The organism is Thioclava sp. PTB-PU3-1, assembly GCF_055666785.1.
Genome location: NZ_JBVNVL010000001.1, coordinates 15449 through 30215, shown reverse-complemented (window position 1 = coordinate 30215; position 14767 = coordinate 15449). Strand labels below are relative to the sequence as shown.

The following is a 14767-nucleotide window of genomic DNA, read 5'->3' as shown; positions in this document are numbered from 1 at the left end:
CGATCACACCGTCACTGGCCCCTGAGGGGGCTCGTCTCTCGCGTCCCAAGTCTGGGCGCATGATCGAACAGGATACTCCATGAAAAGCTATATTCTTTCTGCCGCGGTCGTCGCGGCCCTCGCTGCGGGCGGTTGGCTCGTGATGCAACCCGACACCGCGAGCGAAGCGGAGGCGGCCACGCCTGCAAAAGGCGATCCGCTCGTCGCTGTCACCTTGCCGAATACGCTCTCCGAACAGGCTCAGATGGGCAAACGCGCTTTCGACGCGACCTGTGCGGCCTGTCACGGCGCGAATGCCACCGGAAAAATGGGCTTCGGCCCGCCCCTCGTGCACCAGATCTACGAGCCGTCCCATCATGGCGACATGGCGTTCCAGGCGGCCGTGCAGGCAGGCGTGCGCGCGCATCACTGGAAGTTCGGCAACATGCCCCCGCAGGAGGGTCTGACCCGTGGCGATGTCGCCAATATCGTCACTTACGTGCGCGAATTGCAGCGCGCGAACGGGATCGAGTGAGATGCAGAACTTCCAACTGACCCGCCGCGCAGTCCTTGCCGGAATGGGGGCCACGGCGCTGACGGCGCGCATGGGGAGGGCGGCAACCGCCCCGACTCCGCTGACCGCGCAGCGCGCCATGGCCCAGATCGCCCCCGAGGGCTATCCGCAGACCGAGGTCTGGTCCTATGACGGCACGCTGCCGGGGCCGCAGCTGCGGGTGCCGCAGGGCGCGCGGCTGCAACGCCGCTTCGTCAACAAACTCGACGTCCCAAGCTCGGTGCATTGGCACGGCATTCGCATCGACAACGCGATGGATGGCGTGGCGGGGCTGACGCAGGACGCCGTGCCGCCCGGCCAGACCTTCGACTATGATTTCGTTGTGCCGGATGCGGGCACCTATTGGTATCACGCGCATACGAATTCGATGGAGCAGGTCGCGCGCGGCCTCTCGGGTGCGCTGATCATCGAGGAGCCCGACGCGCCGGATGTCGATCGCGACGAGGTGTTGCTGCTCGACGATTGGCTGCTCGATCCCGAGACCGCGCAGCTGGAGCCAGATTTCACCCATCCAATGGACCTCAGCCACGGTGGGCGCTTCGGCAATCTGGTCGGGACCAACGGGCACTATGCCCTGACCCTGAAGGCCAAGCGCCACGAGCGCTTGCGGCTGCGCCTGATCAACGCCGCCAATGCGCGGATTTTCGTGCTGCGACTGACCGGGCTCTCGGGCTGGCAGGTGGCGCTGGACGGGATGCCGCTGCCCGCGCCGGAACCCATTCCCGAGGAACTGGTCCTCGCGCCCGCGCAGCGCGTCGATCTGATCGTCGATGTAACCGGCGATGGGGCTCAAGCAGCGATCGAACGGTTGGGCAATGACGAGCAGTGGCACAGCCAGATCGCGTTCGAGATTTCCGGGGAGGCAAGCCGCACGCGGCGCGGCGCGCCTGCGCCTCTGCCGCCCAATCCGAACATGGCCCCGCCCGATCTGACGCAGGCCCGCCCGCTGGAGATGAAGATCGAAGGCGGCGCGATGGGACGAATGTCGCGCAACCAGATGCAGGGGCTGATGCAGAGCGGCAATTTCTGGACGCTCGCCGGCAAGGCGGGGCCGGGGGATGCGCCGTTTGCGCGGCTGTCACGGGGCGAGCCGGTGCGGCTGCGCTTCGTCAACGACACAGCCTTCCCGCATGCGATGCACCTGCACGGGATGCATTTCCGCGAGGTGCTTGAGGATGGAAGCCTCGGTCCGATGCGCGACACGGTGCTGACCTTTGCCGGACGCAGCCACGAGGTCGCGTTCACTGCCGACAATCCGGGCAAATGGCTTTTGCACTGCCACATGCTCGCGCATGCGACGGCCGGCATGTCGTCCTGGATCGACGTGACCTGAGTTTCCGATGAAAGGAGTGAAGATGAAACAACCCCTGATGACGACCCTGTTCCTGCTCGGCTGGGCGCCGATGGCGTTCGCGCATGGCGGGGTGGAGGACCCGCAGGTTCTCGCACGGATGGAAGGCATGAAGCGGCTCGGGACCGAGATGAAACTTCTGAGCACGATGGCGAAGGGCGAGAGAGACTTCGAAGCCGAGAAGGTCCGTCGCGCGATCACCCGGATCGAGGCGGAAGCGGGACAGATTCCGGTGCTTTTCGAGCCCGAGGCGCAGGACCCGAAATCCGAAGCCCATCCGTCGATCTGGGACGAATTCCATGACTTCCGCGGTCAGGCGCAGGCGCTGGAGGAAGCGGCCAATTCGCTCTCGGAGCCGATCGAGTCCCGTCAGGCGCTTGGACCTGCTCTCGTCAAGCTCGGGGTGACCTGTAAGGAGTGCCACGACGAGTATCGGGAGTAAGCGGCGATGCGAATTGAAGCCGTAGGTCTGGTTGCCGTGGTCTTGCTCGGGGCAGGGGGCGCGCACGCCGCCAGCCTGCTCGACGGGCGCGATATCGCGGCGGGCAAGGAACTCTATACGCAGAACTGCGCGAGCTGCCACGGTGCCAATCTCGAAGGTCAGCCGGACTGGCGCGAGGCGGGGCCCGATGGCGTCCTGCCCGCCCCGCCGCATGACGAAACCGGCCACACATGGCACCACGAGACCGCGCTGCTGTTCGATTACGTCAAGCAGGGTGGGGCAGAGGCGCTGGCCGCGCGCGGGGTTGCCGATTTCCCAAGCGGGATGCCGGGTTTCGGCGGAACGCTCGATGACGCGCAGATCCTCGATATCCTCGGCTTCATCCGATCGACATGGCCCGAGCGGATGCAAGCGGTGCAGGCGGCGCGCGACGCGCAGTAAGCCCCCGTCGCGGCTCCGTCGGTCCGTGCCGCAAATGTGCCTCGGAGCGTGCCGCGTTTGTGCCTTCGGGAAGTGAAAAAAGAAAGCCCGGAGCGAACTCTGGGCTTTTCTCTTCGAAATCAGTCTCTTGCGAGATATTTGGCCCCGGTGGTAGGGGTCAGAGTTGTCTTGACTTCAGTCTTAATTGTTTGAAAACGTTAAGGATTTTCTGCGTGGTCCCGTGGTTGTTGCCACAGTTGGATGTCCTGCGGATAGGTGTTCGATTTCGGCGCGGCAAGGTATTTTCGGTAGTCCGATCACGCTATCGAGCCGAAAAATCGCTCGGCTTGACAGAAGGGTTGGCTTAGCTGCGTTCACCAAGTGTTCTTGGCTCATCTCGAGATTAGCTCCGGCCAGCCAGAAGGTGCCAGTCGAATTGGAGTCGAAATACCAATACTTCGAGGTATTGGTCGCCTGAGCTTGGCACGCCGAGTGTCAGTGCCGACTAACCGGAGCATAAAAGGCAGCGAGGTTCCCATAGCTGCGTCCGAATATTGACGACACAGCCACCCCGTCCGACACGTTCATTGGTTCGTAATGTCGCCCTTGAGAGAATAGCCGATCATCAGCACGTCCTTGCGGGTCATCTCGTCGATCTCATGCGCGGCGAGGACCGACATGATGTCGTCGATTGCGGCCATGTATTCGCCGGTGCTGATATTCATGCCGCGATGCGCCGCCACCATGTCACGCCCGGTATATTGCTCGGGGCCGCCACTGCCTGCGCCGAAGAAAGCGCAGAGTTGGGCCTTGGCGTCGTTCAGGTCGTCCGGTCTTTCGCGGTATGGCAGGAAACGGGCGCTGATTGCGGGGTTTACCATATGCGCCTCGAGGACATCGTCGACGAGCGCCTTGATCCCGGGCTTTCCGCCCAGCCGGTCGTAGAGGGTCTGTTCCATCGCTCTTGCTCCTTGTTCGCTATCCGAAGTGTTTGCTGCTTGGACCCCGGGCGCTGGGTTGCGCCCGGGGTGGGGGCTCATTGCGCGGCCTGCCGCACCTGCTGCGGCTGGATGTTGTGATTGACCCGGAAGAGGTTCGTCGGGTCGTAGCGCGCCTTGATCTCCTGCAGCCGGTTGAGGTTGCCGCCATAGGCCTCGGCAAGGCGATCCGCGTCATCCGCTGGCAGGAAGTTCACGTAAACGCTGGGCGCCGCATCCGCTGCCGTTGCGTTGAACAGATCGCGCGCCCATGCGATGCAGGCCTTGTCCTTCGCCGCGTCGTCCCAGCGGGTGTGAACGTTCATGGTGAAGTGGCTGTCGCGCTGCGGATAAGCGGTCGCGTCCGATGGGACGCGGGCCATCGCGCCGCCGACATGGGCGATGAAGATCTCGCATTGCGGATCGGGAAGCTCCTCGACCGCGCCCAGGATCGCCTTCATCGTGCCGGGGCCGAGCTTCAGGAAGTCCCGGCTCTTCCAGTAATTGCGCGCGCCGGGCGTCAGCAGCGGATCGAAGGCCGCCTGCCAGCCGGTGAAGGGATGCGGGCCGATCACATCGACAATAGGCGTGCCGAGGGCGCGCAGCTCGCGCATCGCCTCTTCGCCCTTGGCCATGTCGCCGACGTAACAGGCCGCGAAGATCAGCACCTCTCGTCCATGCCAGTCTTCCGGCAGGAAGGGCAGGGGCGGCGCCTTGCGCAGGACCGACCAGACCGTCAGCTCGTCCGGCGCCTTGTCGCATATCTCCTGGAATTTCGGCAGCAGAGTGGCCGCCTCCGCGAAGGGATGGATGACGAGACCGGACAGAACCTCGGTGCCGATGGCGTGGCCCTGGAATTCGAAGGAGGACACCACCCCGAAATTCCCGCCCCCGCCGCACAGCGCCCAGAAAAGGTCCGGATGCTCCGTCTTCGACGCCTTGACGCAGCGCCCATCGGCCAGCACCACGTCGGCCGACAAGAGGTTGTCGACCGTCATCCCGTATTTCCGGGTGATCCAGCCGAAGCCGCCGCCAAGTGTCAGCCCCGCGATCCCGGTTGTCGAGTTCACGCCGACAGGCACGGCAAGCCCATGCACCTGCGACTCGCGATCGACATCGCCCAGTGTCGCGCCCGGCTCGGCCCGGACGGTTCCGGCCTCAGGATCGACGTGAACCGAGCGCATGCCCGACAGGTCCAGCATCAGCGAGCCGTCCTCGACTGCGAGACCGGCAATCTGGTGGCCGCCGGACCGAACGGCCATCCGAAGCCCTTTATCCTTGGCAAAGGCGACCGCAGCCTGAATGTCGCTGGCTCCCATCGCATGCACGACGAGCCCCGGTTTGCGATCGATCATCCCGTTCCAGATCGATCGCGCGGTGTCATAGCCCTCATCTCCCTCGATCAGGGCCTTGCCGCGCAGAGCGGCTCCAAGGGCCTCCCGGTCCGCGCCGGTGATCTTCTTGCGCGTGCCGTCCAGCCCGTTCATTTCAATGATATCCGACATGTCTTCCTCCCTGTGAGATCATGGCGCACAGCGACGCGATCCACCCCTCGCGCGTCTGCCGCGTTCGATTGTTTGCGGTTCTGAAAGGATGAGCGCGCCGCGGGTCTCAAACCAGTGGCGAAACTGGACCGGCCTGCACGGGCACAGGGTGTGGGCACGGAGTTGGATACAAGAAGCGCAATTTGCGCTATGCTGGGAAAAGCCATGGAGGAGATCTCCGATGTCCAACGCCAGCTATTTCCAGTTCTGTCCGGTCGCGATGGCCGCCGAAATCCTCTGCACCCGGTGGACGATGGTCCTCGTGCGCGAACTCGTGGCCGGATCGACCCGCTTCAACGATATCAGGCGAGGTGTCCCGCGTATGTCGCGCACACTGCTTGCGCAGCGCCTGCGGGAGCTGGAGGCGGCCGGGATCGTCGAGAGACACCCGGTCGAGGGCACGCAAGCCGTCGATTACCTTCTCACCGATGCGGGAAAGGACCTGCTGCCGCTCGTCGAGGCCTTCGGGATCTGGGGGCAGAAATGGGTGGAATCCGAGCCGTCTCTGGAGCGGCTCGATGTGTCGCTGCTGATGTGGGACATGCGCCGCAATTTCGATCCTTCCCCGCTTCCTCCGGGCCGGACGGTCCTGAATTTCCACTTCCCTGAACTCGCGGCGTCAAAATCCTCGTGGTGGCTGATCGTGGAGGCGAGCGGCGATGTCGATCTGTGTCAGGTCGATCCGGGGTTCGATGTCGACCTCTTTGTCACGACGGATTTGCGCACGATGACAGAGATCTGGATGGGCCTCACGACCGTGTCGAAGGCCGCCCGCAAGCTCGACCTTATCGGGTCCCGAGACGTGGTGGACTCGATGCAGAAATGGCTGGGCCTCAGCCCCTTCGCTGCCGAGAAAAAGCTGGCCTCCTGAGCCGCGTCGCCGTCCCGGTCCGCGCGTCGTCGAAGGCTGTGGCAGACCGAGCCGGCATCGGCCACAGGCCGCACGTTCTGAAGGGCTACATGCCCATCAGCACCCGCGCGGCGTTGAAGAGCACTTTGGGGTCGAGGTCCGTGCGTGCAACCGGCGGGGGAGGTGTGATCCGTCCCGTCAGGCTCGCCACCGCGGCCCGGGCCGAGCGGACGGAATATTCCACCGTGAAGACGCAGTCGCGCGGGAGTTCGCAGAATTGCCCGATGATCGCGAAGTTGCTGGCGCCGCTGGGTCGGGTGTCGGGGCGATCCCCGGGCTGACGCGGCATGAACTGGCTGGTGATGAATGGCATCCGGCAGGGGATCACGCGGGCGGTCTTGAACCAGCCCTGCTGTTTGGGCGTCAGGCCCATATGGCCGAACAGCTCGGTTAAGATCTCGTCGCCGGTCGCCTCCCACATCGGTTTTGTGGTGAAATCGCCGGGACGATCTCCGCGCAGGCCATATCCCCAGAAGACATAGGTGCCGTGTTTCTGGCCGCGGAAATGGGGTTGGTGGAAGAGTACGATCGAGAGCGTCCAGCCCGAATCCGCGAAGGTCACCAGCCCGCCTGTGCCCGTGCGGTTGCCGGTGAAATCCTCCATGAACTCGAAGAAATCGGGGCCGTCGAGCGTGACCGTGAAGGAATGCCACGCGGTTTTGTCAGTCTCGCCGCAGAACGCCTCCGGGCGGCCGAAGCCCTCATGTTCCGCCGCCAGCTTTCGCCACAGCATCCAGGCACCGCCCTCGTGGTCATCGCGGCTGGGCGCGCGATCGTTCGCCCCCGTCACCGAGCCATCGGTCATCGAGCCGAGCGTGAGATAGACCTTGTCGGTCTCGGCGACCGGTATCTCCTCGCCGCTGGCAAAGGCCAGCGCGCTGACGCGGCGGTCCTGCCGCGTGCCCTCGATCCGCACGTCGACGACCTGCCTGCCGGTGACGATTTGCACGCCTCGGTCGCGCAGCCAGCTCACGATTGGCGCGATCAGGGAGTCATACTGATTGTAGCGGGTGCGCAGGATGCCGGCGATCCGGGTGAAACCGGGAAAGAGATGGATGAACCGTCGCAGGTAGCGCCGCATCTCGACCACGGAATGCCATGGTTGGAAGGAGAACATCGTCGACCACATCAGCCAGAAGTTGCTGTCCAGAAAGGTCGGCTGGAACCAGTCCTCGATCGTCTGAGCTCCGAGCGTGCTTTCGCGATGCAGGATCAGGCGGTTGATATCGACGATGTCCTGCGCCGTGAGCGTTAGGTCAAAGCGGTCCTCTGCCGGTTTACCGTCGCGCACGATGCGGCAATTGGCCGAGCCGGGCACCATGCGGTTGAAGGCGAAGATGTCCTGTGCTGCCGAGGTGGCGGGATCATCCGCCGAGGGGATCGAGCCGAGCAGATCGAACGTGCAGGCGAAATGCTCCTCGAACATCCGGCCGCCGCGGACGAGATACCCGTCCTCGCCATCGCCCGATCCGTCCAGCGAACCGCCCGCCGTGCCGAGTTGTTCGTAGACATTGATCGCCGCGCCATCCACGCCCGCGTCGCGTAGTAGAAAGACCGCCGTGGCAAGACCCGCGATGCCGCCGCCGACGATGTGATGCCGTTCCGTTGTCGCTTCCATCGCCGAGCCTCGCTCTCTGCAGTCCAGACGTTCCTCGCCGCCGCCGAAATCCTTGGTGGCACGGCGAATTCTAGCATTTTATGAGAAACGGACGAAGAAGATTGCTCTCCGAGTTTGCGCCTGTTCCGCCCTGCTTGCATGGTGATCAGGGAAGGCACGTCATGCGGCGGACTGCCCAGACCGTCTGAGCATGGAACCGGCCATTTGCGCCGGGTGCAGCTAATATCCATGCTCCCCCTTTGGCGAGAGGGGAAATCTCGGCCCTTAGCGGACATCTATGGCCTGAGCGGCGAAGGTCAGCTTCGAATTGTCTATCTCGGTTCGGCTTCCGGATGTTCTCGTCGACTTTGGATGATGCTTCGGTCCCATTAACAGTTGGATCACTGCATGACTATTGCGGAGATTGAGGCTGTCAAAAGGCTCTTTCGCGTTTGTCTGTTCCTGAAGCATTGGCGCAGCTTGCTGCATTACGTTGAACGATTTCGCGGCGGCCAAGCCAAGATCGCGCTGAACCCTATAGTTTCTCATAGATTGCGCGCGCGGGGGGCTGTGACGTGAAATGCGCGTGATCGGTTCGTGTGTTTGGGCCGTGACAAAACACCAATAAATCGGGGTATTCTCATGACATTGAAATTCGCGCTCGCGGCGTCAGCCGCCTGTCTTGCGTTGGCCGCATGTAACAGCAGCAACGGGTCCTCTGCGGCGCTGACCTCGGCAGAGGCGCAAAACGTCGAAGCAACCTATTCCGACTACGCGGACAGGATCGGTACGGGCGACCTGACAACGACCGTGCCGACGGGGCAGGCGTCGATGTCGGGCTATATGGGCGTGAGCAACGTCAATCCCGACGACCCGACCACGACCGTGATGGGGGAACTGGCGATGGATGTCGATTTCGACGCGGGGACGCTGACCGGCAAAGGGTCCAATTTCGGCATCTATAGCGGCGACGTCCTGACCAAGGAAGCAGACGTGACAGGCTCGCTCGACGTTGCGGGCACGGTATCGAGCTCGGACATGACCGCGACCGCGACCGGTACGATGTCGGATGGCTCCTCTGCGGGCGCCGACTTCGCTCTGGATATGACCGGCAGTTTCTATGACGACGCGGGCACGCTGACTGCGGTGGGCGATATCTCCGGGACGATGACCGACGGCTCTGACGTCCAGAACGTCGACGGCAATTATTACGCTACCGAGAATTGAGGCGGGGCTTTTCCTGCACAGGCCGGGCGTTCTGCGCCCGGTCTCTTTCCGTCTCGCCGAGAGGCAAACGACAAGCGCGATGCGATACCGTTCTTTCTTCCTCCTGATCTGGCTCGCCTTCGCGCTTGTCGTCTGTCTGCTCTCACCGTCACGCAGCTTTGCGGAACAGACGGTTTCGGATTGGCTCGGCGTGGCGAATGCGCAGCTCGCGCAGGGCAAACCGGGGCGGGCGCTTCTGATTTTCGGAGAAATCGCGGCGCGCCATCCGGAATTTACCCCGGCGCAGACCGGGTTGGAGCAGAGCTTCACCAAGCTTGGCTCCGTTCGCCGCAACGAAGCGTTCCTGCGTTACGCGCTCGTCAAGGATCCAAAGCACGAAGCGGCGCTTCTCGCGGCATGGCGGGCGTTGGATCGAGCCCACCCGTTTCGCTTTTCCGCCACGGCCTCGATCCTGCCGAGCAGCAATATCGATCACGTCGCCTCCGAACGGTATCTGGTGACCGATTTCGGCACGTTTCTGATAAATGATGGCGGCAACGAGACTTCCGGGGTCGGGCTCGGCTATGGCGCGAACCTCGACTGGTTCGTTCAGCCGCGCCCGGGCCATCGCATCCGGTTGCGCGCCTCCTATGCGGGGGCGTGGTATCACACCGCGATTTTGCGCTATTCGGAGCCCGGGCTCGCCCTGCGCTACGAGCATCTCGGCGGGGGTGCGCCTTGGTCGGTCGAGGCGTTTTTGCGCGACAGGCACTATGGCGGCGGGTCGCAGGATATCACGTCGGACAACCTCACGCGCGGAGTGCGGTTCGCGAAAGCGTGGCGGTCCGTAGGGGGCGGGCGCACGGTTTTCCGGCTGGACGGGGAGTATGCCAGCTACAGCGAGAAGCCCTACCTGACGGGCCCGAGATATTTCGTGGACCTCGCGCGCCGAACGAGATTGGGGCAACGTAGTGCCCTGAGCTATGGCCTGCGGCTGGAACGCGCCTTGCCGCGAAAGGATTACCACCGCTATTCCGGCGCTGAGTTGCGCGTGGGCTTCGACCGACCGCTTTTCGACGGAGTTCGTGGGGGGCTGTCGCTCAGTTACGGAGAGCGCCGCTATGACGCCGCCTTTCCGATCGTCGGGGTGCACCGTCGGGACCGGACCGCGAGCCTCGGGCTGAGCCTCGAATTGAATCGAGCGAAAATCCTTGGTCAAACGCCCCGGATCACCTGCAGCGCGCGGCGCACCCGGTCGAATGTCGCGCTCTACACGACGAACTCCGTTGATTGCGCTTTGTCCCTAAAGCTTGATTTTTGAGCGAAATTCGGCATCTATGTCGCATGTTAATCGGTGAGCATTTTAGCTTCGGTGTTTTTTCGGCGCATTGCTCGGCGGTCCGGTTGGCTTTGATTTGAAGAGTTTTGGGGGGGGCATGCCGAGTTTCGATCCGCGGTGCGTCGTTTTCCGAGAAACGCACGCAATTTTAGATTTGACCCGACCGCGCCGGCTGACCTGACACGATGCCACGTTTCATATCGCATCACGAAATTTATGATGCCGCGCTCGATGATGAGCTGTTCACCGCGCTGCCAAACATGCTCGCGCAGGTGATCGGCATCCCGTCCGCTGTCTTCATCTGGCTCCATCCCGGCGATTATCGGGAAGTTACCGCCGGAACGCAGGCGGATGCCAATCTCGATTACAATTCTTTCGAAGGTCACGATCCGTGGTTGGCCCACGGTACGCCGGAGAAGTGCGGCACAGGCCTGTTTCGTTTGTCGAACCACGTGAGCGCTCAGGAGTTCGAGCGCAGCGAAATGTATAACGATTTCATCGTGAAGAACGGTGTCGATCGCTACTGGTGTCTCGCGATGATGCAGAGCACCCGCGACGGTCTGGTCGCCACGGCCTTCCACAAGGGCAAGCGCGGGGGCGATTTCACCGATCCCGAGGTGGAGACTCTCGGTTTGCATGTTCAGGATCTGGGACGGCTGCACAAGATCCGTCGGGAGCTGCATCGCGCCAGTATCCAGCAGGTCACCGCGCCCGACCGCAGCCTGCTTGATGACGCCCCGATCTTCGAGCTCGACCACGAAGGACGGCTCGTGCGGATGAACGGGAAAGCCGAGCTGCTGCTCGATCTTCATCCGCTGTTGGTGCTCGACTTCGAACGGAAATTACGGTCACGCGGGCCGATGCACGGGGTTTTGCGCCAAGCCATCGGACGGTCGACAGATGCGGTGAAGAGCCAGGCAGGCGCGCTCGACCTACCTCAAATGCGCGCGACTGACGGGCGAATTATACCGAAACTGAGGCTGAACCTCCTGCCGCGAACTGACGGGGGCCGGAAGGTCTGGGTTATCGCGACGAGCGAGGAAGAGGATGGAATACGAGATCTGGTCGCGGCCCCACGTGAGAAGATGCGGCTCACGCCACGCGAGCGGGACGTTCTTCAGGGAATTATCCGGGGCCGCAGGCGGGACCAACTCGCCAATGATCTCGAAATCGCCATTCCGACAGTCGATCTGCACAGTGCCAATCTTCGCCGCAAACTCGGGGCACGGACCATCGCGGAGGCCGTTGCCATCGCCTTGCAGTTTGGACTGATGTAGGTCCTGCGTGAAGGTGTCGCTCTGGGACAAGGGCGACAATTCAATGGACGATCCGGGTCAAATGCCGCCCATGGGGTTCGGCATGATTGGCGCTGGAGGACAGGTTCAGAAGGCTACGATAACTGTGGCTGCGACACCCTCGGTCGGTCCTGCGGGCATCGCGTCAGTTCGCTGGACTACGCGGCTGCACCGAACAGTTACGCCTCACGACTTTTGAAAAAGCGTCGGACGTAGAAGCCGACCCCGATCAGGACCGCAACGAGCACCACGCCATTCAGGGCGTGCATCGTGTTGCGCAGGGCCGGGCTTTTGTCCCACGCTTGGCCGAGCTTGAGGCCGACATAGGCGAGGACGAGGCACCAGGGCCAAGATCTGATGAACGTGTAAATCTGGAACTTCCAGAACGGCATCCGAGCGATGCCGGCCGGGAGGGAGATGAAGGTCCGCACCAGCGGCAAGAGCCTCGAGACGAAGACCGCGGCGCTGCCATAGCGGGAGAACCAGCGATCGGCCCGGTCCAGATCCGATTGGCTGAGCAAAATGTATCGCCCCCAACGTTCGACGGCGCGTCGACCGCCGTAAGCACCAACGAAATAGGCGAGGGTCGACCCGATATTGCAGCCGATTGCGCCAACGGTGGCGACGAGTAACAGCGAGAACTGACCTTTCGAGGCGAGATAGCCCGAGAAGGGCATGATCACTTCCGATGGGAGCGGGATACAGGCGGACTCAATCGCCATCAGCGCAGCGATCCCGGCATAGCCCATGGAACTGATCGCATGGGTTATAAAGCCCGCGATGGCTCCCATCAGTCCTGAAATCATGTCTCATTCCTCCCGCATCTGGCCCTGTGCTTCCCCTGAGGTTTCCGGCAAAGACACAGCCTTGCGGTCGTGGGGCAATCTGAAGGTGTGGCGGCGATGAAGGCGGGAAAGAAAGCTCGCGAAACCGTGTCCCAGCCGCACAAGTCATGGGTCGGGCGGACTCACCGTGAAACGCGTGAATGCGTGCATGACACCCGCGTTTGTCCCTACGCTGGTAGAGCCTCATTTGCGTGGCACATTTCACCCATCACAACGTCGGAAAGCGCATCTCCACCCGCAGGCCGCGTTCGAGGTTTTGCAGGCGCAGCTCGCCCCCGTGTATCTGCGCGATGGCGTCGACGAGGCTCAGGCCCAAACCGCTGCCTTGGGTGTTGCGGCTCTGGTCGAGGCGGACGAAACGTTCGCGCACCCGCGCCAGATCGCGGTCCGGGATACCGGGGCCGTTATCTGTCACGCTCAGCACGACATGCTGGCTTTCCACATGCACGCCTATCGAGACCCGCGCCGGGGACGGGCTGTAGCGAAGCGCGTTGTCCACGAGGTTCACGAGCGCCTGAAACAGAAGCTCGCGGTCGCCCTCGATAGAAATGTCCTCCGGCAGATCGAGCGCCAATTCCTGCCCTGCATCCTCCGCCCCCGCGCCGAGCATCTCCGCAACATCCTGGCAGAGCTGCGTGAGATTGACGGGCACGCGCGTGATCTCGACCATTCCGGCCTGCATGCGGGACAGGCGCAGGATCGCGTCGAAGGTCTCCGAGACCTGATCGAGATCGTTCAGCGCTTTCCCGATCTCGCCGCGCTGCGCCAACGGCAGGGACGCATCCAATGCCACCGGTTCGAGCCGCAGCCGCAGTCGGGCGAGCGGCGCACGCAGGTCATGGGCGACATCGGTCGAGACCTGCCGGATCGACGCGATCCCCGCCTCCAGTTGGTCGAGCGCCTCATCCACGCTTTGCGCCAGACGCGCCACGTCGTCATCGCCTTCGTCGCGGATGCGCAACCCGTGGCGGCCTTCGCCCACCGCGTGGAGGACCTGCTCCATCCGGTCGATGCGCGCCTCGTTTCGCCGCGCGATGAAGACCGCAAAACTGATCGACAGCAGAAGCGCGAGCCCGAGCCCCCAGCCGAAGCTTGTGGCGAGGATTTCGCCCTGTTCGCGCAGCCACGCATCGTCGCGCCCCGTCATCAGCCAGCCTGACGGAAGCTGCATCCCGAAGGTGACGTAACCTTCGGGGACATTCGCACTGGGTGGGTCGAGCAGTGTCAGGCCGGACCCCGGTTCGAGGTGTCGCGTACCTTCGAACGTGGCGGCGACGCGGACATTGCCAAGTGCGTCAGAGCCATCGGCTGGCACGAAGGTCACGATATTCGCGCCGTCGCGACTCGTCGTCATCCGCGCTGTGATCTGCTCGCTCAGGTCCTGCATGTCGGCGCCACGGGCGGAGAGGGCGAGCGCCTCGGTATCGGCGCGCACCTCGCCCTCGAGGCGGAGGCTCATTTCCTTGGATTGCAGAGCGTAGGACACGCCGCCCGCGACAAGTGCCGCGAACGCGAAGACCGTGGAAATCGCGATGGCGAAGCGCATCGACCAAGTGAATGCACGCATCACGAGGCCTCGAACACGTAGCCGATCCCGTGCAGCGTGGTCAGGTAGGGGGTGGCGAAAGGCTTGTCGATCTTGCCGCGCAGACGGCTGATATGGGTCTCGACGACGCTGCTTTTCGGGTCGAAATGGATGTCCCAGATCGCTTCCAGCAGGATCGTCTTGGTCTGCACCCGGCCGGGACGTTCCATGAAGTGCTTCAGAAGCATGAATTCACGCGGCTGCAATTCGATGCACTGGCCTTCGCGCCACGCCTCGCGGGCGAGAAGGTCGAGCCGCAGGTCGCCCTGCACCAGTTCGGTCACCTCGGCCTTGAGGGCAGGGCGGCGCGCGATCGTGTCGATCCGCGCGAGCAGTTCCACGAAGGCGAAGGGCTTGACCATGTAGTCGTCGGCCCCCGCACGCAGCCCGGCGACGCGATCCTCGACGCTGCCCATCGCGGTCAGCAGAATGGCGGGCGTGGCGATCTGCGCCGCGCGCAACGCCTTGAGCAGGGCCAGCCCGTCGAGCCCCGGCATCATCCGGTCGAAGATGAACAGATCGTAGCTCTGCGCGGTCGCTTGGGTCAGCGCTTCGCGCCCGTCGCGGAGCAGGTCGACGGCATGACCTTCGCCGGTCAGCCCCTTGCGAAGGTAGTCTCCGGTTTCGGCATCGTCTTCGGCAATCAGGATTTTCATCGCACCATCCTTCGATAACGGACCGGGATTGTCACGGACGGCTCCGC

14 protein-coding genes are annotated in these 14767 nt (G+C 63.3%); 8 read left to right on the top strand and 6 right to left on the bottom strand.

All coding sequences use genetic code 11. The features are described from left to right. Positions 1-79 precede the first annotated feature (79 nt). The 4 genes from ACZ7GB_RS00160 to ACZ7GB_RS00145 are packed head-to-tail and all read left to right on the top strand — an operon-like array spanning position 80 to position 2787. Complete coding sequence (locus tag ACZ7GB_RS00160) at positions 80-514, top strand: c-type cytochrome (protein WP_472157069.1); 435 nt, start codon at positions 80-82, stop codon at positions 512-514. Between the two features lies 1 nt (position 515). Then, positions 516-1886, top strand: a complete 1371-nt coding sequence (locus ACZ7GB_RS00155) for a multicopper oxidase family protein (protein WP_472157067.1) — start codon at positions 516-518, stop codon at positions 1884-1886. Positions 1887-1908: 22 nt separating this feature from the next. After that, positions 1909-2346 carry a c-type cytochrome gene (locus tag ACZ7GB_RS00150; protein ID WP_274961642.1) on the top strand — a complete coding sequence of 146 codons (438 nt, stop codon included), beginning with the start codon at positions 1909-1911 and terminating at the stop codon, positions 2344-2346. A 6-nt stretch (positions 2347-2352) separates the two neighbouring features. Further along, a complete protein-coding gene (locus ACZ7GB_RS00145) occupies positions 2353-2787 on the top strand; it encodes a c-type cytochrome (protein ID WP_078519149.1) in 435 nt (144 codons plus the stop codon). A 563-nt stretch (positions 2788-3350) separates the two neighbouring features. On the opposite strand, the gene ACZ7GB_RS00140 is transcribed toward ACZ7GB_RS00145, so the two are convergent. Both ACZ7GB_RS00140 and ACZ7GB_RS00135 read right to left on the bottom strand, forming a co-directional pair. After that, entirely contained in the window at positions 3351-3725 is a 375-nt protein-coding gene (locus ACZ7GB_RS00140; RefSeq protein ID WP_078539282.1) for a group I truncated hemoglobin, read from the bottom strand. A gap of 77 nt (positions 3726-3802) precedes the next feature. Then, complete coding sequence (locus tag ACZ7GB_RS00135; RefSeq protein ID WP_472157064.1) at positions 3803-5248, bottom strand: FAD-binding oxidoreductase; 1446 nt, start codon at positions 5246-5248, stop codon at positions 3803-3805. Positions 5249-5468: 220 nt separating this feature from the next. Between ACZ7GB_RS00135 and ACZ7GB_RS00130 the strand changes: the two genes are divergently transcribed. Further along, positions 5469-6158, top strand: coding sequence for a winged helix-turn-helix transcriptional regulator (locus ACZ7GB_RS00130; RefSeq protein WP_472157062.1), 690 nt, complete (start codon positions 5469-5471; stop codon positions 6156-6158). Between the two features lie 85 nt (positions 6159-6243). Here the strand turns inward: ACZ7GB_RS00130 and ACZ7GB_RS00125 are convergent, their stop codons facing one another. Further along, positions 6244-7815: an oleate hydratase gene (locus ACZ7GB_RS00125; RefSeq protein WP_472157060.1), complete on the bottom strand. Its 1572-nt coding sequence runs from the start codon at positions 7813-7815 to the stop codon at positions 6244-6246. 621 nt (positions 7816-8436) lie between these two features. Between ACZ7GB_RS00125 and ACZ7GB_RS00120 the strand changes: the two genes are divergently transcribed. From ACZ7GB_RS00120 to ACZ7GB_RS00110, 3 genes are all read left to right on the top strand, one after another. Beyond that, on the top strand, positions 8437-9021 hold the full coding sequence (locus ACZ7GB_RS00120) for a hypothetical protein (RefSeq protein ID WP_472157058.1): 585 nt from the start codon (positions 8437-8439) through the stop codon (positions 9019-9021). A 79-nt stretch (positions 9022-9100) separates the two neighbouring features. After that, on the top strand, positions 9101-10321 hold the full coding sequence (locus tag ACZ7GB_RS00115) for a surface lipoprotein assembly modifier (RefSeq protein ID WP_472157056.1): 1221 nt from the start codon (positions 9101-9103) through the stop codon (positions 10319-10321). Between the two features lie 278 nt (positions 10322-10599). After that, on the top strand, positions 10600-11616 hold the full coding sequence (locus tag ACZ7GB_RS00110; RefSeq protein ID WP_472157054.1) for a LuxR C-terminal-related transcriptional regulator: 1017 nt from the start codon (positions 10600-10602) through the stop codon (positions 11614-11616). A gap of 197 nt (positions 11617-11813) precedes the next feature. Here ACZ7GB_RS00110 and ACZ7GB_RS00105 read toward each other — a convergent pair whose 3' ends face one another. The 3 genes from ACZ7GB_RS00105 to ACZ7GB_RS00095 all read right to left on the bottom strand — a co-directional run bounded on the left by ACZ7GB_RS00105 (position 11814) and on the right by ACZ7GB_RS00095 (position 14720). After that, entirely contained in the window at positions 11814-12440 is a 627-nt protein-coding gene (locus ACZ7GB_RS00105; RefSeq protein ID WP_472157052.1) for a DedA family protein, read from the bottom strand. 247 nt (positions 12441-12687) lie between these two features. Then, positions 12688-14046: a sensor histidine kinase gene (locus ACZ7GB_RS00100; RefSeq protein WP_472157050.1), complete on the bottom strand. Its 1359-nt coding sequence runs from the start codon at positions 14044-14046 to the stop codon at positions 12688-12690. Continuing rightward, complete coding sequence (locus tag ACZ7GB_RS00095) at positions 14046-14720, bottom strand: response regulator transcription factor (RefSeq protein ID WP_075776632.1); 675 nt, start codon at positions 14718-14720, stop codon at positions 14046-14048. The genes ACZ7GB_RS00100 and ACZ7GB_RS00095 overlap by 1 nt, the downstream gene beginning before the upstream one ends. Positions 14721-14767 lie beyond the last annotated feature (47 nt).